Annotated in this window: 15 protein-coding genes; 11 read left to right on the top strand and 4 right to left on the bottom strand. The window is 58.2% G+C overall.

The window, feature by feature from the left end; genetic code table 11:
* The first annotated feature begins 1,029 nt into the window (after positions 1-1,029).
* From IEV00_RS10160 to IEV00_RS11180, 4 genes are all read left to right on the top strand, one after another.
* On the top strand, positions 1,030-1,776 hold the full coding sequence (locus IEV00_RS10160; RefSeq protein ID WP_188360253.1) for a response regulator transcription factor: 747 nt from the start codon (positions 1,030-1,032) through the stop codon (positions 1,774-1,776).
* The gene (locus tag IEV00_RS10155) at positions 1,773-3,254 is read left to right on the top strand and encodes a sensor histidine kinase (RefSeq protein WP_188360252.1); all 1,482 of its coding nucleotides are present in this window, start codon (positions 1,773-1,775) and stop codon (positions 3,252-3,254) included. Before IEV00_RS10160 ends, IEV00_RS10155 begins: the two co-directional genes overlap by 4 nt.
* Positions 3,255-3,279: 25 nt before the next feature.
* Entirely contained in the window at positions 3,280-4,602 is a 1,323-nt protein-coding gene (locus IEV00_RS10150; RefSeq protein WP_188360251.1) for a carboxylesterase family protein, read from the top strand.
* Between the two features lie 224 nt (positions 4,603-4,826).
* The gene (locus IEV00_RS11180) at positions 4,827-5,471 is read left to right on the top strand and encodes a hypothetical protein (RefSeq protein WP_229723191.1); all 645 of its coding nucleotides are present in this window, start codon (positions 4,827-4,829) and stop codon (positions 5,469-5,471) included.
* A 118-nt stretch (positions 5,472-5,589) separates the two neighbouring features.
* Here IEV00_RS11180 and IEV00_RS10140 read toward each other — a convergent pair whose 3' ends face one another.
* Positions 5,590-6,570: a sugar-binding transcriptional regulator gene (locus IEV00_RS10140; protein ID WP_188360250.1), complete on the bottom strand. Its 981-nt coding sequence runs from the start codon at positions 6,568-6,570 to the stop codon at positions 5,590-5,592.
* A 158-nt stretch (positions 6,571-6,728) separates the two neighbouring features.
* Between IEV00_RS10140 and IEV00_RS10135 the strand changes: the two genes are divergently transcribed.
* The 5 genes from IEV00_RS10135 to IEV00_RS10115 all read left to right on the top strand — a co-directional run bounded on the left by IEV00_RS10135 (position 6,729) and on the right by IEV00_RS10115 (position 11,104).
* Entirely contained in the window at positions 6,729-7,178 is a 450-nt protein-coding gene (locus IEV00_RS10135) for a fluoride efflux transporter FluC (RefSeq protein WP_229723190.1), read from the top strand.
* Entirely contained in the window at positions 7,175-7,609 is a 435-nt protein-coding gene (locus IEV00_RS10130; protein WP_188360248.1) for a fluoride efflux transporter FluC, read from the top strand. The genes IEV00_RS10135 and IEV00_RS10130 overlap by 4 nt, the downstream gene beginning before the upstream one ends.
* A gap of 113 nt (positions 7,610-7,722) precedes the next feature.
* Positions 7,723-8,976, top strand: a complete 1,254-nt coding sequence (gene arcA / locus IEV00_RS10125) for an arginine deiminase (RefSeq protein ID WP_229723189.1) — start codon at positions 7,723-7,725, stop codon at positions 8,974-8,976.
* A gap of 25 nt (positions 8,977-9,001) precedes the next feature.
* Positions 9,002-9,376, top strand: coding sequence for a hypothetical protein (locus IEV00_RS10120; RefSeq protein ID WP_188360246.1), 375 nt, complete (start codon positions 9,002-9,004; stop codon positions 9,374-9,376).
* Between the two features lie 210 nt (positions 9,377-9,586).
* On the top strand, positions 9,587-11,104 hold the full coding sequence (locus IEV00_RS10115) for an amino acid permease (RefSeq protein WP_188360245.1): 1,518 nt from the start codon (positions 9,587-9,589) through the stop codon (positions 11,102-11,104).
* Between the two features lie 114 nt (positions 11,105-11,218).
* Here IEV00_RS10115 and IEV00_RS10110 read toward each other — a convergent pair whose 3' ends face one another.
* On the bottom strand, positions 11,219-11,650 hold the full coding sequence (locus IEV00_RS10110; RefSeq protein ID WP_188360244.1) for an Lrp/AsnC family transcriptional regulator: 432 nt from the start codon (positions 11,648-11,650) through the stop codon (positions 11,219-11,221).
* 143 nt (positions 11,651-11,793) lie between these two features.
* Here IEV00_RS10110 and ocd point away from each other — a divergent pair, with 143 nt between their 5' ends.
* Positions 11,794-12,819 (top strand): ornithine cyclodeaminase, encoded by a 1,026-nt coding sequence (gene ocd / locus IEV00_RS10105; RefSeq protein WP_188360243.1) that lies wholly within the window; start codon positions 11,794-11,796, stop codon positions 12,817-12,819.
* Between the two features lie 277 nt (positions 12,820-13,096).
* A complete protein-coding gene (locus IEV00_RS10100) occupies positions 13,097-13,495 on the top strand; it encodes an arsenate-mycothiol transferase ArsC (protein WP_188360242.1) in 399 nt (132 codons plus the stop codon).
* 95 nt (positions 13,496-13,590) lie between these two features.
* Here the strand turns inward: IEV00_RS10100 and alsS are convergent, their stop codons facing one another.
* Positions 13,591-15,267 carry an acetolactate synthase AlsS gene (alsS, locus tag IEV00_RS10095; RefSeq protein WP_188360241.1) on the bottom strand — a complete coding sequence of 559 codons (1,677 nt, stop codon included), beginning with the start codon at positions 15,265-15,267 and terminating at the stop codon, positions 13,591-13,593.
* A 180-nt stretch (positions 15,268-15,447) separates the two neighbouring features.
* On the bottom strand, positions 15,448-15,855 hold the full coding sequence (locus IEV00_RS10090) for a hypothetical protein (RefSeq protein WP_188360240.1): 408 nt from the start codon (positions 15,853-15,855) through the stop codon (positions 15,448-15,450).
* Between the last annotated feature and the right edge of the window lie 9 nt (positions 15,856-15,864).

Raw genomic sequence — 15,864 nt, 5'->3', positions numbered from 1 at the left:
AGCACCTGCGATATGGGGTATTCCTGGATTTTGCGCTGAAACAGGATCTCGGTACACGTAGATTCCTGTGGGTAGACCTAAGGTACAAGCAAAACCCGTTTGAAAGGACAAAGGTACACCTGTGTTCCCTGGGTACACGTCTAGACGTGTACCCAGGGAACACAGGTGTACCGACGCCAGCCCGACAAAGAAGAAGCTTGTACTTTACCTACCGAGCTTCCGCGAGAGGCCATTTTTAAACCGAAAATCGGAGAAAAACGGTCATAAATTGGCCACTCGACGATCATGGCAGCCTATACGACCGCTCTGTCTCATTGAGTCGGCACCCATAACCCAAAAGTTGCAGTTTTGGTTCTTATTCAGAGGTTTTAAGAACCAAAACTGCAACTTTGTGGTTTTGTAGATTTCCACTGAAGTGCCAAAGGTATAAGCGAAGCCCGGGGCGGGACACACTTTTCTGCCTAATAACCCCAGAGGCTAGCTCTTTAACGCAGGGAGGGGATAGTGACCGAGCCCCGGTGGTATAGAAAAACCCGCGGGTCTCAGGAACCTGAAACCCGCGGGCCGTGGTTAGAAAGGTTCGCACCGGGGGGAACCACAACCACCGGTGCGAACCAGTCTAAAGGAACCGCGAGCCGTGCTCAGCGGTTCAGTCTCGCACACACCCTTGCGGGTGTAATAGTTGACAACGGTTAAAGTATATTCACAGATAGCTTTCGGGTGCAAGTAATTTTAGAAAAAATTTTTGTCCTACTTGAGGGTAACTTGGGTCTCATTATTTTTTACCCAGTTTTCCACCAGGTTGAGAGTTCCCCCTAGTCAGAGCATGGTTGCGATAGGTCTTAAAGTAAATGCGGCTTACTTTCATCATGGTGTTCTGTCTATTTTTCGACATTCTTAGGTTGCCCTAAGTAAATATTTTCAACGCTGTAAGATGTGCGCAAAAGTTCCTGAGAGGCTGGTTCAAAAGCCGCAAAACAGCCACTCTGAGAGTGCCGGTCAACTAGCCGCCCGGCTAGTCTATACAGTATGAGCAGCAAAGCAACTGAGATCGCAAAGAGTCTACCCAAGCTAGAGCATCCCGATGGTTCACCCATTCAAGCCCTGGTGGTTGATGATGAGGTGATGCTGGAGGAGCTCATTAGCGTTGGGCTTCGCATGATTGGCTGGGAGGTTCGCTCTGCCTCAAGCGGCCCCGAGGCGCTAGAGCTGGTGAAGGGCTGGCGCCCCGATGTGCTGGTGCTAGATATTATGCTGCCCGGTTTTGACGGCGTGGAGCTGCTTTCCCGGGTTCGAAAGTGGTACCCCCACGTTCCCTGCCTCTTTCTCACTGCCAAGGATTCGGTGGATGACCGCGTTGTTGGCCTTGCTGCTGGCGCTGATGATTACGTGACCAAGCCTTTCTCTATGGAAGAAGTCATGATTCGCCTGCACCGGCTGGTGCAGCGTTCGGGGGTGGCAACGGCTGATAGTGCTGAGCTGGTGGTCGGTGACCTGGTGCTGAATATTGATACCCGAGAGGTGCGACGGGCAGGTGAGGATATTGCGCTGACCGCCACCCAGTTTGAGCTGCTGCGCTACCTGATGGAGAACGCTAAGAGGGTGGTGTCTAAAGCTCAGATTCTCGACAACGTGTGGAACTATGACTTTGGTGGCCAGGCGAATATCGTGGAGCTCTATATCTCCTACCTGCGGAAGAAGATTGATGCGGGGAGGGAGCCTATGATTCATACCGTGCGCGGTGCCGGCTACGTGATTAAGCCCGCGACCGCATGAACCTTCACCGCATGCCCCGCTTGCGCACCAAGCTCACCGCCATTCTGGTGGTAATGCTGGGTATCGCCTGCTTGATTATCGGCGTTTCGAGCTATCTGACCCTTCAGAACTCCCTGATGGGGCAGGCTGCCGGGCGGCTTTCTGAAGCCGCCCACCGCGCGGTGACCTTTAGTCCGGGGGATGAGGACGACGCCGCGGCGTCCTCCGCTTCGCAGCAGGTCTGCTCCGCCGAGAGGGGGAGGGGGCCGCTGGATGCGCCAGGGCAGGGGGCCGGTACCGTCAGCGCCTGCCTGAAGCAGGGGGAGGTTATTTTCTCTGGCATTTTAGATAGCGGCGGGCAGTTTCAGACCTTGAGCGAGGCTGACCGGGCCGTGCTGGCGGAGGTTCCTACTACCAGCAATCCGGTGGAGGTGGATCTCGACCGGGGTGACTATCTGGTGGAGTCGAATGCGGTTCCCGGAGAGTCTGAAGTTTTTGTAATTACAGGAATTCCTCTGCACGATGTGCACACCACCCTGGCCGTGCTGGCGTTGGTGATGGCCTTGGGCTCTGCGGCGGTTATCGTCTTGGCGGGCTGGCTCGGCTCCTGGATTATTCGCCGCACCATGAAGCCTCTGGAGAGGGTTTCTTCCGTTGCCACCGCGGTGGCCCACACCAACCTTTCCACCGAGATGCTTCCCCACGGCCGGGTGAGTGTAGAAGACTCTCACCCCGACTCTGAGGTGGGCGCGGTGGGCTTTGCCCTGAACCAGTTGTTGGATAACGTGGAGACAGCCCTGAAAGACCGGCAGCGAACCGAAGATCAGATGCGCGATTTCATCGCCGATGCCTCCCACGAGTTGCGAACCCCCTTGGCGGCTATTAGGGGCTACTCAGATCTCATCCGCTGGACAGAGAACCTCAGTGAATCTGGTGAGCAGTCGGTAGACCGGATTGAGTCGCAGACCCACCGCATGAGCCGCCTGGTAGAAGATTTGCTGTTGCTGGCGCGCCTGGACGAGGGGCGGGAGCCCGAAAAAGCCACCGTTGACCTCACCGAACTGCTCATTGAAAACGTCTCGGACTTTCAGGTAGCGGCCGGGGACCACACCTGGAAGATGGATTTGCCCGAGCAGCCGGTAGAGGTGTGGGCAGACCCCGCCCAGCTCCAGCAGGTTCTGGTCAACCTGCTCTCCAATGCCCGAAAGCATACCGACCCCGGAACCGTGGTGACCGCCAGCCTGGACATCTCCCCTGAGAGCCGCGAAGCCCTGCTGCGGGTCTCCGATAACGGGGCGGGAATTTCTCCCGACTTTATCGATAAAATCTTTGACCGCTTTAGCCGGGCAGATAGGGCTCGGTCGGGTTCTGACGGCACCACCGGCCTGGGCCTGCCCATCGTGAAAGCGATTTTGGAGGCTCACGGGGGCTCCATTTCGGTCTCATCCAGGCCGGGCTACACCGAATTTACCTGCCGCCTACCCCTGGCCGCGGAGTAGGCCCTCTTCACTCTGGAAGGAACCCATGCAAGCCATCTCAACGCCCAGCGGCGAACTTTTGGCGCTGGAGCTCGAAGACCCGGGCGCGGCGTCGTCCTCTGCTAAAAGCCGCGGCACCTACCTTGAAGCCCGCGGTGTGCCCTACGCGCGGGCGCGCCGCTTCGGCCGTCCCTACCCGGTGAATTTCACCGACTTCGGAAATCCTTTTGTTGCCGATACTCCCGCCCCCGCCGCCCCGCAGTTCCTGCGCGGTAAGGACGGCGATATTCGCCAGTCGGTGCTCATGAGCGAGGACTGCCAAAACCTCACCGTTTCTTTTCCCGCTGACTATTCCGCGGGGGAGAAGCTACCGGTGATGGTCTACCTCCACGGCGGCTCCTATGTGGCGGGATCGGGGGACGGCGCTCGCTACATTCCCGCGCGCCTGGTGCTGGACGAGCGCGTGGCGGTGGTTCGGGTGACTTTTCGGCTGGGACTGCTGGGCTTTCTGGGTGGCTCACCGCAGCGGCCTGCAAATCTGGGCCTGCTCGATGTGCGCGAGGCGCTACGCTGGGTAGCCACCCATATCTCTTCTTTTGGCGGCGACCCCGCTAATGTGACGGTCTTTGGGCAGTCGGCGGGTGGCGATTTGGCAACCCAGCTTCTGCTGACCGAGGGAGTGGTGTCAGAGGGGCTGGTGCGGCGGGTGATTTCGCAGTCGGCACCGCTGGATCTGGTGAACCACAAGGAATCCCTGGCTAAGCACCTGCTGAAAAAGACCGCCTCTCTTGCCGATGATGCTCCCGCCTCTGACTTTGGAGTAGCCTCCTGGAAGAATGTTTTTGGCAATCCGCTGGTGGGCGGTTTTTACCCTGCCATGATGCCCTTTGGAACCCAGTATGGGCACTATCCGCTTCCGTCTTTAGAAGAGGCGGACTCTGCCTGGCGGTTTGTTGCCGGTTCGGTTGATCTTCTGGTGGGGGCCAATTTAAGGGAGGCTGCCTATTTTCTGCCGCGGTTACCTTTCTTACGGGGTGCTAGAGAGAGTTTGATTCGTAAGGGAACCCGCGATCTTTATCAACAGCCTGCCCGAGATTTGATTGCCCGGCACCGGAGTGCTGGCGGGGTGGGTACTAGCTATTCGCTGGCGGTGGGGCACTCGCTGCACTACCTTTATTCAGCCCACTGCACCGAGCTGGCGCTACTCTTTGACAACCCCGCCTGGGAGGGTTCCAAGCTCTTGGCGGGCTCAAGTACCTATGAGCGAGCTGTGCAGGGGTCTGCCCTGCGGGGAATCTGGGCCGAGTTTGCCCGTAGCGGCGCTGTGCGCGAAGACCTGGCTGAGGCCGGGCGTATTTCTTTCGGGTAAACCCAGGGGTAACTTCTGTACGGAAGGCGTATTTCCTGCATTTTCCCTGCAGAAATGGGCGCTAAAAATTCGTTTGCTTCTTATTTTTGTATGCTATATCACATAATAAATTTCACCCGTTAATAGTACTATTAATTCTTCAGCCACCAGAGCTGCACGGATTTTAAAAACCTCCACACGTTTTTGAAATCCTCACACTATGCACATTAACTTGGGGAAATTATATGACTTCAGAAGTATCGCGCAGAACCCTGGCCAAGGGGCTTGCCTGGGCTACACCCGCAGTTGTTGCCTCTGCCAGTGTTCCCGCCTACGCGGCGTCGTCCAAGCCTGAATACGAGCTATCACTCTCGTGGTTGGCCACTGACTGGTATGCCTCTAACGGTTGCTATAGCGGGACTGTCCACTACGACTATTTCACCTTCGATACAGCTATGAGCGTGGATGGGCGACCGGCAGGCTTTGCTGTTCAGGCCTGGGATTACGACTCTCCGATTACCACCGCAACACTTGGGCGTTTTGAGCTCAAGGCGGCCTTTCCGGTGGGCCCGATCAAGTCCATTGCCGTGACCGGCGGCGCCTACACGGTCTCGGGTCCGGTGCGCCAAACGGTCAATGGAGTGCTCACCGATGTTTATACCTTTACCTATACGGGCGTGCGCACCGCTCAGACCATTCCCAAGGGCGCCACTGAGCCCTCCTGGCCCGATAGCATTCTGCGCACCCGGGTGACCATTGACCGCTACTCCTGCTATCGGATTATGCGCACCTATTATGTGCAGTTCTCCGAGTCGTTTATGACCGCCAACGGATACTCTGAATCATTTACTTCTCAGTGGTTGTCCAATACCGTTCAACCGAGATATTAGAAGCTTTATGATGGTTTCCCCTAAAAGCTTTTGGGGTGAAATGTTTAATAGGAAGTAAGCAGAGTGAATAGCAGGCATGCTTGTTATTTACTCTGTTTGCTTTCTTTTTATTTAAGCCCTAGGAGTCCAGCAGCGCCTGCGCCGTCGTCCTATCGGTCACCAGTGCCGAGATAAAGCCGCCCAGCAGTGCGGCGCGGATAGCCGGAACCTTCTGCTCGCCCCAGGAAACCCCAATCACCCGCGGGAGCTCGCGTAGCTGTTCTAGGGTGATGCCAATGGTTCGGTTGCACAGGGGTGTTCTCACGTGCTCACCGGCGGCGTTGAAGTGGTGGCCGCACACATGCCCCACCGCGCCCTCACGGTCGAGAACCTCACTCACGGCGGCGTCCGTGAGTCCATTGAATACGTGCCCCTCGCGGCCGCGGTCAATCGTGCCAATACCCACCAGGGCAAAATCGGCGCGGGCGCCCAGCTCAAGAATTGAGGCAACCTGGCGGGAATGGGTGAGCGAGGTTGCTACCTCTGGCGAATCCACCAGCAGGGGAGCGGGCAGGGCGTAGTGGCGGCCGCCCAGGCGGCTGGCCAGGCGGCGGCAGGTTTCTGAGGAATCGACCATCACCTCGGAATCATTGACTGAGCCAATCGCCTGCACCACCCGTGTTTGCGCCCAGTTCATCTGCGGCATCGCCTCGATCGTGGCGTTCACGGCAAAACCGTTGGAGACGGTAATCACCGAGTCCTCGTAGGAGGTTTCCACCAGATAGTCGGCGGCGCAACGGGCAATCTTCTGGGTGAGCCCGGCAAGGTCGCTGGATTCGGCAATGCGGGCATCGTGCAGGCCGAACTTCTCTGCCAGCTCCACCTCCATCGACATGGCACGTTCCAGCGGATGGTTGATGCGAATGTGCACCACCCCCTGCTCGCGCGCCTCGGTCAGCAGGCGCGAGACGGTAGGCCGGGAGTAGCCCACCTTTTTAGCAATCTGGGCCTGGGTGGCACCCTGTTCGTAGTAGAGCCGGGCTACCTGTAGAAGCAGCTGCACGTGTTCACGTTCATCTGAGGTGTGGGAACGGTGGATGCGCGGAGCGGGTAAAACCATGGCGGAACTTTCTCTGGGGCACCTGGGTGCGGCAGATGGAATGGAGTCTCTATTATGCCCCGCCGGTGGCGCCGGGTTCCAGCTCTTGCCTGCCCTGCGGCCGCCCTCTGGGCACTCCGGGGCTCACCCTCTGCAAGGCACGGGTGTACCGTAGAGACGTGAAAGAACAAAAAATTCCCGCCGGCTTGCTGGTCTTCTGTGGCGGTGGTGTCGGCGCCTCTCTTCGCTGGATCTTGGGGCTTCTTTTCCCTGCCCTGCCGGTGACCCTGGTGATCAATGTGCTGGGTGCTTTTGCCCTGGGCTTTCTGCTGACCTTTCTTGCCCTAAGTGGCCCCGAAGACTCCTCGCCTTCCGGTGCTCGCCGCCGCACCGTGCGGCTGGCGGTGGGTACAGGGTTTATGGGCGGCTTCACCACCTATTCCTCCTTTGCGGTGGGGTCGATTGAGCTGATTCAGGACGACGCTTGGGGCGGGTTTTTTCTCTACGCTCTGGCGAGTCTGTGCCTGGGTTTTGTGGCCTGTTTTCTGGGGGTCTGGGGTGCTGAGAAAACCGCTTCCCGGCAGGCGTTTCACGTGAAACGCCAACCGGAAAAGGGTGGTATCCGGTGAATTTTCTGATTTTCCTCGGTATCTTTCTGGGCGGCGGCGCTGGCGCCTTCTGCCGTTTTTCTCTCGATTCTCTGATTAAAAAACACTGGTCCCACCCCCTGTCGGTGGGAACCCTGACCATCAACCTGCTGGGTTCCTTTGCACTCGGCTGGTTGACGGCGCTAACTGCCGGCGCGCTCTCCTTGACCTGGGGCAGTGAAGCCGCGCGGGCGGCGTCCTTAATCATCGGCACCGGCTTTCTCGGGGGCTTCACCACCTTCTCCACCGCTATGGTGGAGACGGTGAGTCGGGTGAAAGTTGCGACTTCCCCCGGTGTGAAAAGCTCAGGTGAGCGAGGGGTTCTGGGGGCGCTCTTCTTGCTCTTCGGCCAGGCGGTGCTCTGCTTTGTGGTTGCCGGGCTGGGGCTGGCGCTGGGCGGCGCGGTAAGCTAGAGCCAAACCCGTGTGAAGGAGGTCTCATGCAGGCTCACGAAACCCCCACCACTCCGCGAGGGGTCACATATCAATCAAAAAATAGCCCACAACCCACCATTTCTGAACGATATGTGACCCCTCGCGAGTTGGGGGTGTGGTCAGAAGTGGGAACCCTGCGCGAGGTGCTGGTCTGCGAGCCGGGCCTGGCCCACCAACGACTCACCCCCAGCAACTGCAAAGACCTCCTCTTTGATGACGTAATCTGGGTGGCCAAAGCTCAGCAGGACCACCGCGACTTCACCCAGAAAATGAGGGAGCGCGGGGTGGAGGTGCTCGAACTCCATCAGTTGCTAGCGGAAACCCTGGAAATCAAAGAGGCCCGGGAGTGGCTGCTTTCGCGCTCGCTCTCGCCCAACATGGTGGGTCTGGGCGTTTCTGAAGAGTTGAAGGGCTGGCTTGAAGAGCTCCCCTCCCACTATCTGGCGGAGCACCTCATTGGGGGCATTGTTTTTGATGACCTGCCGGGTGATTTGAGAAAGTCCAGCTCGGTGGTTTCCACCCTGGCGCAGACCAAGGTTCCCACCAACTTTCTGCTGCCGCCCCTGCCCAATACCCAGTTCACCCGCGACACCACTGCCTGGATTTATGGGGGTGTTACCCTGAACCCCATGCACTGGCGGGTACGGCGGGAGGAAACTCTGCTGACCACCGCAATCTATACCTTCCACCCCAGATTCGCGGGGCGGGACTTTGAGATTTGGTACGGCGATGTTGACCAAGACCAGGGCCTTGCCACCCTTGAGGGCGGCGACATTATGCCGGTGGGGGCAGGCGTGGTGCTCATTGGCATGGGGGAGCGGTCTAGCTGGCAGGCAATCTCGCAACTGGCGCGTCGTCTTTTTGCTGCTGGCGCCGCCGAGCACATTGTGGTGGCGGGTATGAAGCCCGACCGTGCCTCCATGCACCTCGACACTGTCTTTACCTTCTGCGACCGCGATATTGTGACGGTCTTCAGCGAGGTGGTCGATTCTATTAAGCCCATCTCCCTGCGGCCCGAAGATAATGCTGCGGGCTTCTCTATCGAGTTTGAAACCGAGCCCTTTGTGGATGTGGTGGCGCGGGCCCTGGGGTTGGATCGGCTGCGGGTAATCCCCACTGGCGGCTCGGTTTTTCAGGCGGAGCGTGAGCAGTGGGACGACGGCAATAACCTGGTTGCCCTGGCTCCCGGTGTGGTGGTGGGTTACGACCGCAATATCCACACCAACGCCCTGTTAGAGAAGGCGGGGGTTGAGGTGATTACTATTGCCTCCGGTGAGTTGGGGCGCGGTCGCGGCGGCGGACACTGCATGACCTGCCCCATCGTGCGGGATCCGGTGGATTACTAGACCCCCTCGCGGTTAAGGTGGGGGTATGCAAAATACCGGTATCAAAGAAACCGCCTACTCTCTGGCTAAAAAACACGGCTGGCACCTCGAATACGCCGGCGGGCTAGAGCTCGATGGTGAATACGTGGACGACGCCGACCTCACCTGGCTACACAAGGGCAAGACCCTGGTGCTCAATATCAGCTGGGCAGACACCACCGCCTACGGTTTTACTCTGACCGAGGAGGACTCCGCTGCCGGGCCCGCCGCAGCTCTGGCGGGTTCTAGCTTTGGGCTGGCAGACATTGGCGGTATCACCCTGGACTTGCCCGCCCAGGGCAGGGTGCTGGCAGAAAAGTACTACATCACCACAGCCTCAGACCTGGTGGAATTTGTAGAAGAGGTAATTTGTAAACTTTAGGAAAACTACATATTCCGATTGTGACATAAGACACTTGCTTGGGTTATGGTTATGTCGTACTTAACACATTCGGCTACATGACCATTTGCACCGGGAATCTCGTAGCCGGAATGCCCCTATCTCATCATGCGTGATACTGCGCATTTAACGAGTGAGGTTCCCTTGCCTTCTGTAAAACCTAATACCTCTGATCAACCACCTCAGCAGCCCATGGAAGATCCTTTCGCCCACGAGCAAGAGGGCTTTCACAAGGGCCTTGGCGCTCGCCAGCTCCAGATGATTGCCATCGGTTCGGCCATCGGTACCGGCCTATTTTTGGGCACCGGTGGCCGTCTTCAGGCAGCCGGCCCCTCGCTGGCAATTATCTACGCGGTCTGTGGCTTCTTCGGCTACCTGATTCTGCGGGCCCTGGGTGAGCTTATCGTCCACCGCCCTTCCTCGGGCTCCTTCGTCTCCTACACTCGCGAGTTCTACGGCGAAAAGTCAGCCTATGTAGCCGGCTGGCTTTACTGGTTGAACTGGGCCATGACTGCCGTTGCAGATGCCACCGCAATCGCTATTTATATCGCCTGGTTTGGCCAGTACAGCGATGCTGTTTCCGCCATTCCCCAGTGGGTGTTAGCACTCATTGTTGTGGTGATTGTGGTTGCCCTGAACCTGGTTTCCGTCAAGGTCTTTGGCGAGATGGAATTCTGGTTCGCGCTGATTAAGATCGTTGCCCTGCTGACCTTTATGGTGGTGGGTATCTGCTTCCTCATCTTCGGTAGCCCTTCGGGCCAGCCCACCGGTTTCCACCTGATTGCTGACTCCGGCGGTATGCTGCCCAACGGTATGCTCCCGGCGCTGATCGTGGTTCAGGGTGTTGTGTTTGCCTACGCAGGTATTGAGCTGGTGGGCACCACCTCCGGTGAGACCAAGGACGTTGAGCGCATTATTCCCCGCGCTATCAACACCGTGGTTCTGCGCATTGCGGTTTTCTACGTGGGCTCGGTTGTCTTGCTCTGCCTGCTGCTCCCCTACACCCAGTACTCCGATAACGAGTCTCCCTTCGTAACCTTCTTCGAGTCAGTGGGTGTAGACTACGCGGCACCCATCATGCAGCTGGTGGTTATCACCGCAGCGGCGTCGTCCATGAACGCAGGTATGTACTCTACCGGCCGTATTCTGCACTCCATGGCAGTGGCTGGCTCCGCGCCCAAGATCGCCGCAAAGATCTCTAAGGGTGGTGTGCCTGTGGCGGGTATTCTGCTCACCGCTGTGGTGGCGCTCTTCGGTGTTGCCCTCAACTACTGGGTGCCCGAAGAAGCCTTTGAAATCGTGCTCAACATCGCGGCAATCGGCACCATGGCAAGCTGGGCTGCCATTGCGCTCTCCCACCAGAAGTTCCTCTCTCTGGTGAAGCAGGGCCAGTACACCCGCCCCGGCTACCGCGCTCCCGGCGGCCGCTTCGCAGACTGGGCAGTGATTGTATTCATTGCCGGTGTGATGGTTCTGATTGCCTTCGACTACCCCGTAGGCACCTGGACCCTCATCTCCCTGCTCGTGGTGATTCCGCTGCTGATTGGCGGCTGGTTCGTGGTGCGCAAGCGCGTCTACGAATACGCCGCCCTGCGCGACGGCTACACCGGCCAGTTCCCGGTCATCGCCCGTACCCACGGTACCGACCGCTTCAGGAACGACGACTACAACCACGGTAGCGGAAACATCAAGAACCACTTCGAGGAGTAGTTCCGTATCGCCCAAGCCAAATAGAGGGGGTGCTGCGCTGGCAGCACCCCCTCTTTTGATGTGCAAGGACGCCGCCCGCCCGGCTTACCGCCGCTCGCCCGCAAGGCGCGGTGCTTATACACGGATGCTCGAGAGCAAAATGTTGGTCTGAGAATTGACTATTCCGCGGGTCTGGCGGATTGCCCGTAGCGCCTCATCAAAGTGCGCCAAGTCTTCACATTCAAGCTCCAGCACTAGGTCCCAGGCCCCGTTGGTGGTGGAAATCGTTTGAATCTCGGGAATGCCGCGTAGCTCGGCAATCGCCTGCTTGGTGGTGGTGTTCTCCAGCTCCACGCAGGCGATTGCGCGCACCGCCGCCGGGGCGTCGTCGTCCTGCGTGCGTACCGTATACGCAACCACCACACCGCTGTTCTCTAAGCGCGCGATAGTGCGCGAAATCGTGGTTCGAGTAACCCCGAGCTCCTGTGCCATTGCGGAGACGGGGGTGCGGCTATTCCTGCGTAGAATGCCGAGAACTTTCTGCTCAAGCTGACTCAACTGGCTCATAGGCAAAATGTTACAGGTAGGTGCGCAAAGTGAGCAGTTGTATAGATAAATATGTTCACTTCGCGCGACGCGGGCGTAAAGAAATTTCTATATTCTGTGACCTATATCCTTTCCCGGTGCTTTAGTTCGAAAGGAAACCCCTGATGACCCAGTTTGTAGATGTTAAATCCATGGCCGCCTGGATCCAGCGCGACGGCGTGGAAAACATCATCTCCGGCATGGTGCCCTACATTGAAGAAGACTTCAAAAAGTGGGAGCGCTTTGACAAGATTCCCCGAGTAGCAAGCCACACCCCCTTTGGCGTGATTGAGCTAATGCCCACCTCGGATAACGAGACCTACTCCTTCAAGTACGTCAACGGTCACCCCTCCAACCCCGCCCGCGGTTTCCAGACCGTGACCGCCTTCGGTCTGCTGGCAGACGTGGATAACGGCTACCCCGTATTCCTGGCCGAAATGACCCTGCTAACGGCCCTGCGCACCGCCGGTGTTTCGGCGATGGTGGCAAAGAAGCTCGCACGCCCCGACTCCAAGCGTATGGCAATGATTGGCGCCGGCTCCCAGTCTGAATTCCAGGCGCTGGGCATGCGCGCGGTGCTCGGTATTGAAGACCTCTCTATCTATGACACTGACCCCGATGCCATGGAGAAGTTCCGCCGCAACATGGAGCCCCTGGGCTTCCGCATTCACCTGGCGTCTTCGGTGGATGAGGCAGTGGCTGATGCAGACATCATCACCACCTGCACCGCCGACAAGGCCCAGAACACCATTCTCTCCGACGCCCAGGTAAAGCCCGGCGTACACCTCAACGCTGTGGGCGGCGACTGCCCCGGCAAGACCGAGCTAGACAGCGCTATTCTTGACCGCTCCACCGTCTTCGTTGAGTTCCCCCCGCAGACCCGCATTGAGGGCGAAATTCAGCAGAAGGACGACGACTTCCCTGTGGTCGAGTTCTGGAAGGTACTCACCGGGGACGCTCCCGGCCGCACCTCAGACGAGGAAATCACTCTCTTCGATTCCGTGGGCTTCGCCATCGCAGACTTCTCGGGCCTGCGCTACTGCCGCGACGCCACCAAGGATTCTGACCTACAGCAGTTCATCGACCTGGTAGCAGAGCCTGACGATCCCAAGGATCTCTTCTCTTTGGTCAAGGTGGGAGCGCCGGTCTAAGCCTGACCGCGATTCGGCACGAACGCTAGTAGGGCTTAGTTCAGCGTTCTGCAAGACGCTAGCAAGGCTAGACTCAGCGCTCTGCAACTGATTCCCTCGCCCCGCCCGCGATCGCTCAGCGATCGTAGGCGGGGCTCAGTCCATACGTCGCTGCCGCGCTGAGCCTAGCCTGGATGTGGCGAGAGTCTCTGTGTTTGACCGGCAAGTGGCCCTGGGTAGTACCAACTGGTACCGCCCAGGGCCACTTGCCGGTCATTTTTCGTGTATATAAGGCTTTATGAAAACTGTTTTGTTTGTATGCAAGAAAAATGGCGGTAAATCTCAGATGGCTGCCTCGATAATGCGCGCCCGGGCGCCCGAAAATATTCGCGTATTTTCTGCTGGAGCCCAGCCGGGCGAGAGCCTCAACGGCCTTTCGGTTCAAACCCTAGAGGCTCGAGGCTATTCGGTTGAAGGCGAGTACCCCAAAGCCGCCGAAGGCGAGCTGGTTGAGCAGAGCGACCTGGTGGTATTTCTGGGTAACGAGGCCCACCTCGACCTACCCGAGGGAACCCCGTCAGAGCGGTGGAGCACCGTGGAGCCCTCTCTGAACGGAATCGAGGGCGAGGAACGCATGAACCTGATTCTCGATGATATCGAGGCTCGAGTGAACGACCTGGTGCAGAGAATTTCTTAAGGAAATGACCGCGAACTGGCCCTAGGTAGTGCTTATGGGCACTACCTAGGGCCAGTTCGCGGTCAATCGCGCATAAACCATCGCGCGCCGTCGTCCTAGTTCAGCGCGCTCTGATCCAGGTGGGCCGCCAGGTCTACGTTGTCGGTGTAGTCTACGGTTACATCCACGATGGAGACGCCGTCCTCCTCCAGGGCCTGGGCAAAGGCGGTCTTGAAATCCTCGAGGGTGTGCACGCGGTAGCCCTTAGCGCCGAAAGACTCAGCGAACTTTACCGAGTCGTAATCGCCCAGGTCAACGCCGGAATCGCGGCCGTAGCGTAGCTCCTGCTGGAACTTGACCATGTCGTACTTGTTATCGCGCATAATCACGTGAACCATCTTCAGGCCCAGGCGGGTGGCAGTCTCTAACTCCACGGCAGAGAAGAGGAAACCGCCGTCACCGGAAATAGAAACCACCGGAGTATTCGGGCGCGCCAGGCAGGCCGCCATAGCCCAGGGCAGAGCAACGCCGAGAGTCTGCTGGCCATTGGAGAAGAGCAGGTGGCGGGGCTCGTAGCAGCGGAAGTAGCGCGCCAGGTAGATGGAATGGGATCCGATGTCGGCGGCCACGGTGGTGTCGTCGGTGAGCATGTCTCGGATTTCGAAGGTCAGGCGGGCGGGGTTCACACCCTTCTCGGAATCCTCCTGGGCGCGGGCGGTGGATTCCATCTCGGCCAGAGCCGCGCGCTGCTCGTTGATGATTTCCTTACCCTTGGGGCTGCACTTGCGGCCGGCAATGCGGTCGGTCAGCATATCAACGGTGGTGGCAATCTTGCCGCGCAACTCGAGCGCCGGAGCGTAGGCGTTATCGAGCTCGGCGGGCACGGTATCGATGTGGATAATCTTGCGATCGTGCTTCTCGTTCCAGATGAAGGGATCGTATTCCACGGTGTCGTAGCCCACGGCGATGACCAGGTCTGACTTGTTCAGCGCGATGTCGCCGGGCTGGTTGCGGAAGAGGCCCACGCGGCCCAGGAAGTGATCTTCGAGCTCGCGAGAGACCGCACCCGATGCCTGGAAAGTTTCCACCACGGGCAGCTCGGTGTTGGCCAGCAGGCGGCGCACCGCCTCGGTAGACTCGGGGTTTGCACCGCGCAGACCCAGCAGAATCACCGGGCACTCTGCCTGCTTGATGAGCTCGGCGGCTTCGTCAATAGCCGCGGTATCGGCGTGGCCCAGCTTAGGAACGGGCAGCTTGGGGAAGGCCTGCTCGGTGGTTTCTGCTCGGGTCACGGAGGCGGGCAGCATCACGGCGGCGGCCCCGCGCGGTTCGGTCTGGGAAATGCGGAAAGCGTTAGCTACAGCCTCGGTGACGTCGGCTGCGGAGGTAGACTCCACCGACGACTTGGTAACGGGTGCCAGGAAGTTGACGGCGTCCATGGACTGGTGGGTGCGCTTGAGGCGGTCGGGCAGACCCACGGTACCGGCCAGGGCAACCACGGGATCCTGCTCGGTGTTGGCGGTCAGCAGACCGGTGGCCAGGTTGGTGGTACCGGGGCCGGAAGTCACCAGTGCCACGCCGGTCTCGCCGGTCACGCGCGCCCAGCCCTGGGCAAGGAACATAGCGTTTTGTTCGTGGCGGCAGACAACAAGCTCAATGTCTTTCTCATCTGCCAGCTCATCGTAGACCGAGTCAATCTTTGCGCCGGGAATACCAAACACGTACTTCACGCCCTGGTTCTTCAGCGTTTCCACCACTCGCTTTGCGCTGCGTACTGATTCTGCTTCTGCCACCGGATTTCTCCTTGGATCGCTTGCTAGGGGTTCTTCTTCTCACAGTACGCCTTTATGTGGTTTTAGGTGGTTTTATTTCCGGAGACGTTGGGCACGTAAGGTTGAGATGAAGGACGCCGCCGGGGTGGGTTTTTAACTGCGGGTATATTTATGTACCTACTAGGGGAAGCGCTCAGATATTTAGGGTAAATGGCGTACACTTGCTCCTATAGAATGTAAACTGCAACACATTTGGAGTCTTCCAATGCGTAGAACCACAAGCTTCTTTACTTTTGCTCTGATGATTGTTTTTACAGCTGGTTGTGCTGGGCAATCTTCACCAGATTCTTCATCTGACCAGCAACCTACAGAGCAGGTTTCGGAGTCAAGTATTGCAGCTACTACCGAGCCTGCTTTCTCAAGTTCTAGCTCTTCTGTATCAAGCTCTGCATTGGCTGAAGAACCAATGAGTTCTTCCACCAGCGACGGTGCATCTGATTTTGCCGGAGGAAATGTTGAGAAAAAGCCTGCGGGTGAATTTTGACCCTCGGGGATTTTAGTGATGCTTCTGATTCTTGGCAGGATGGAAGCTATGATGTCGTAGCCCATGAGGATGTC

The sequence above is a fragment of the Rothia aerolata genome (genome assembly GCF_014635585.1).
Lineage (GTDB): Bacteria > Actinomycetota > Actinomycetes > Actinomycetales > Micrococcaceae > Rothia > Rothia aerolata.
This window is presented reverse-complemented; position numbering and strand designations above follow the sequence as displayed.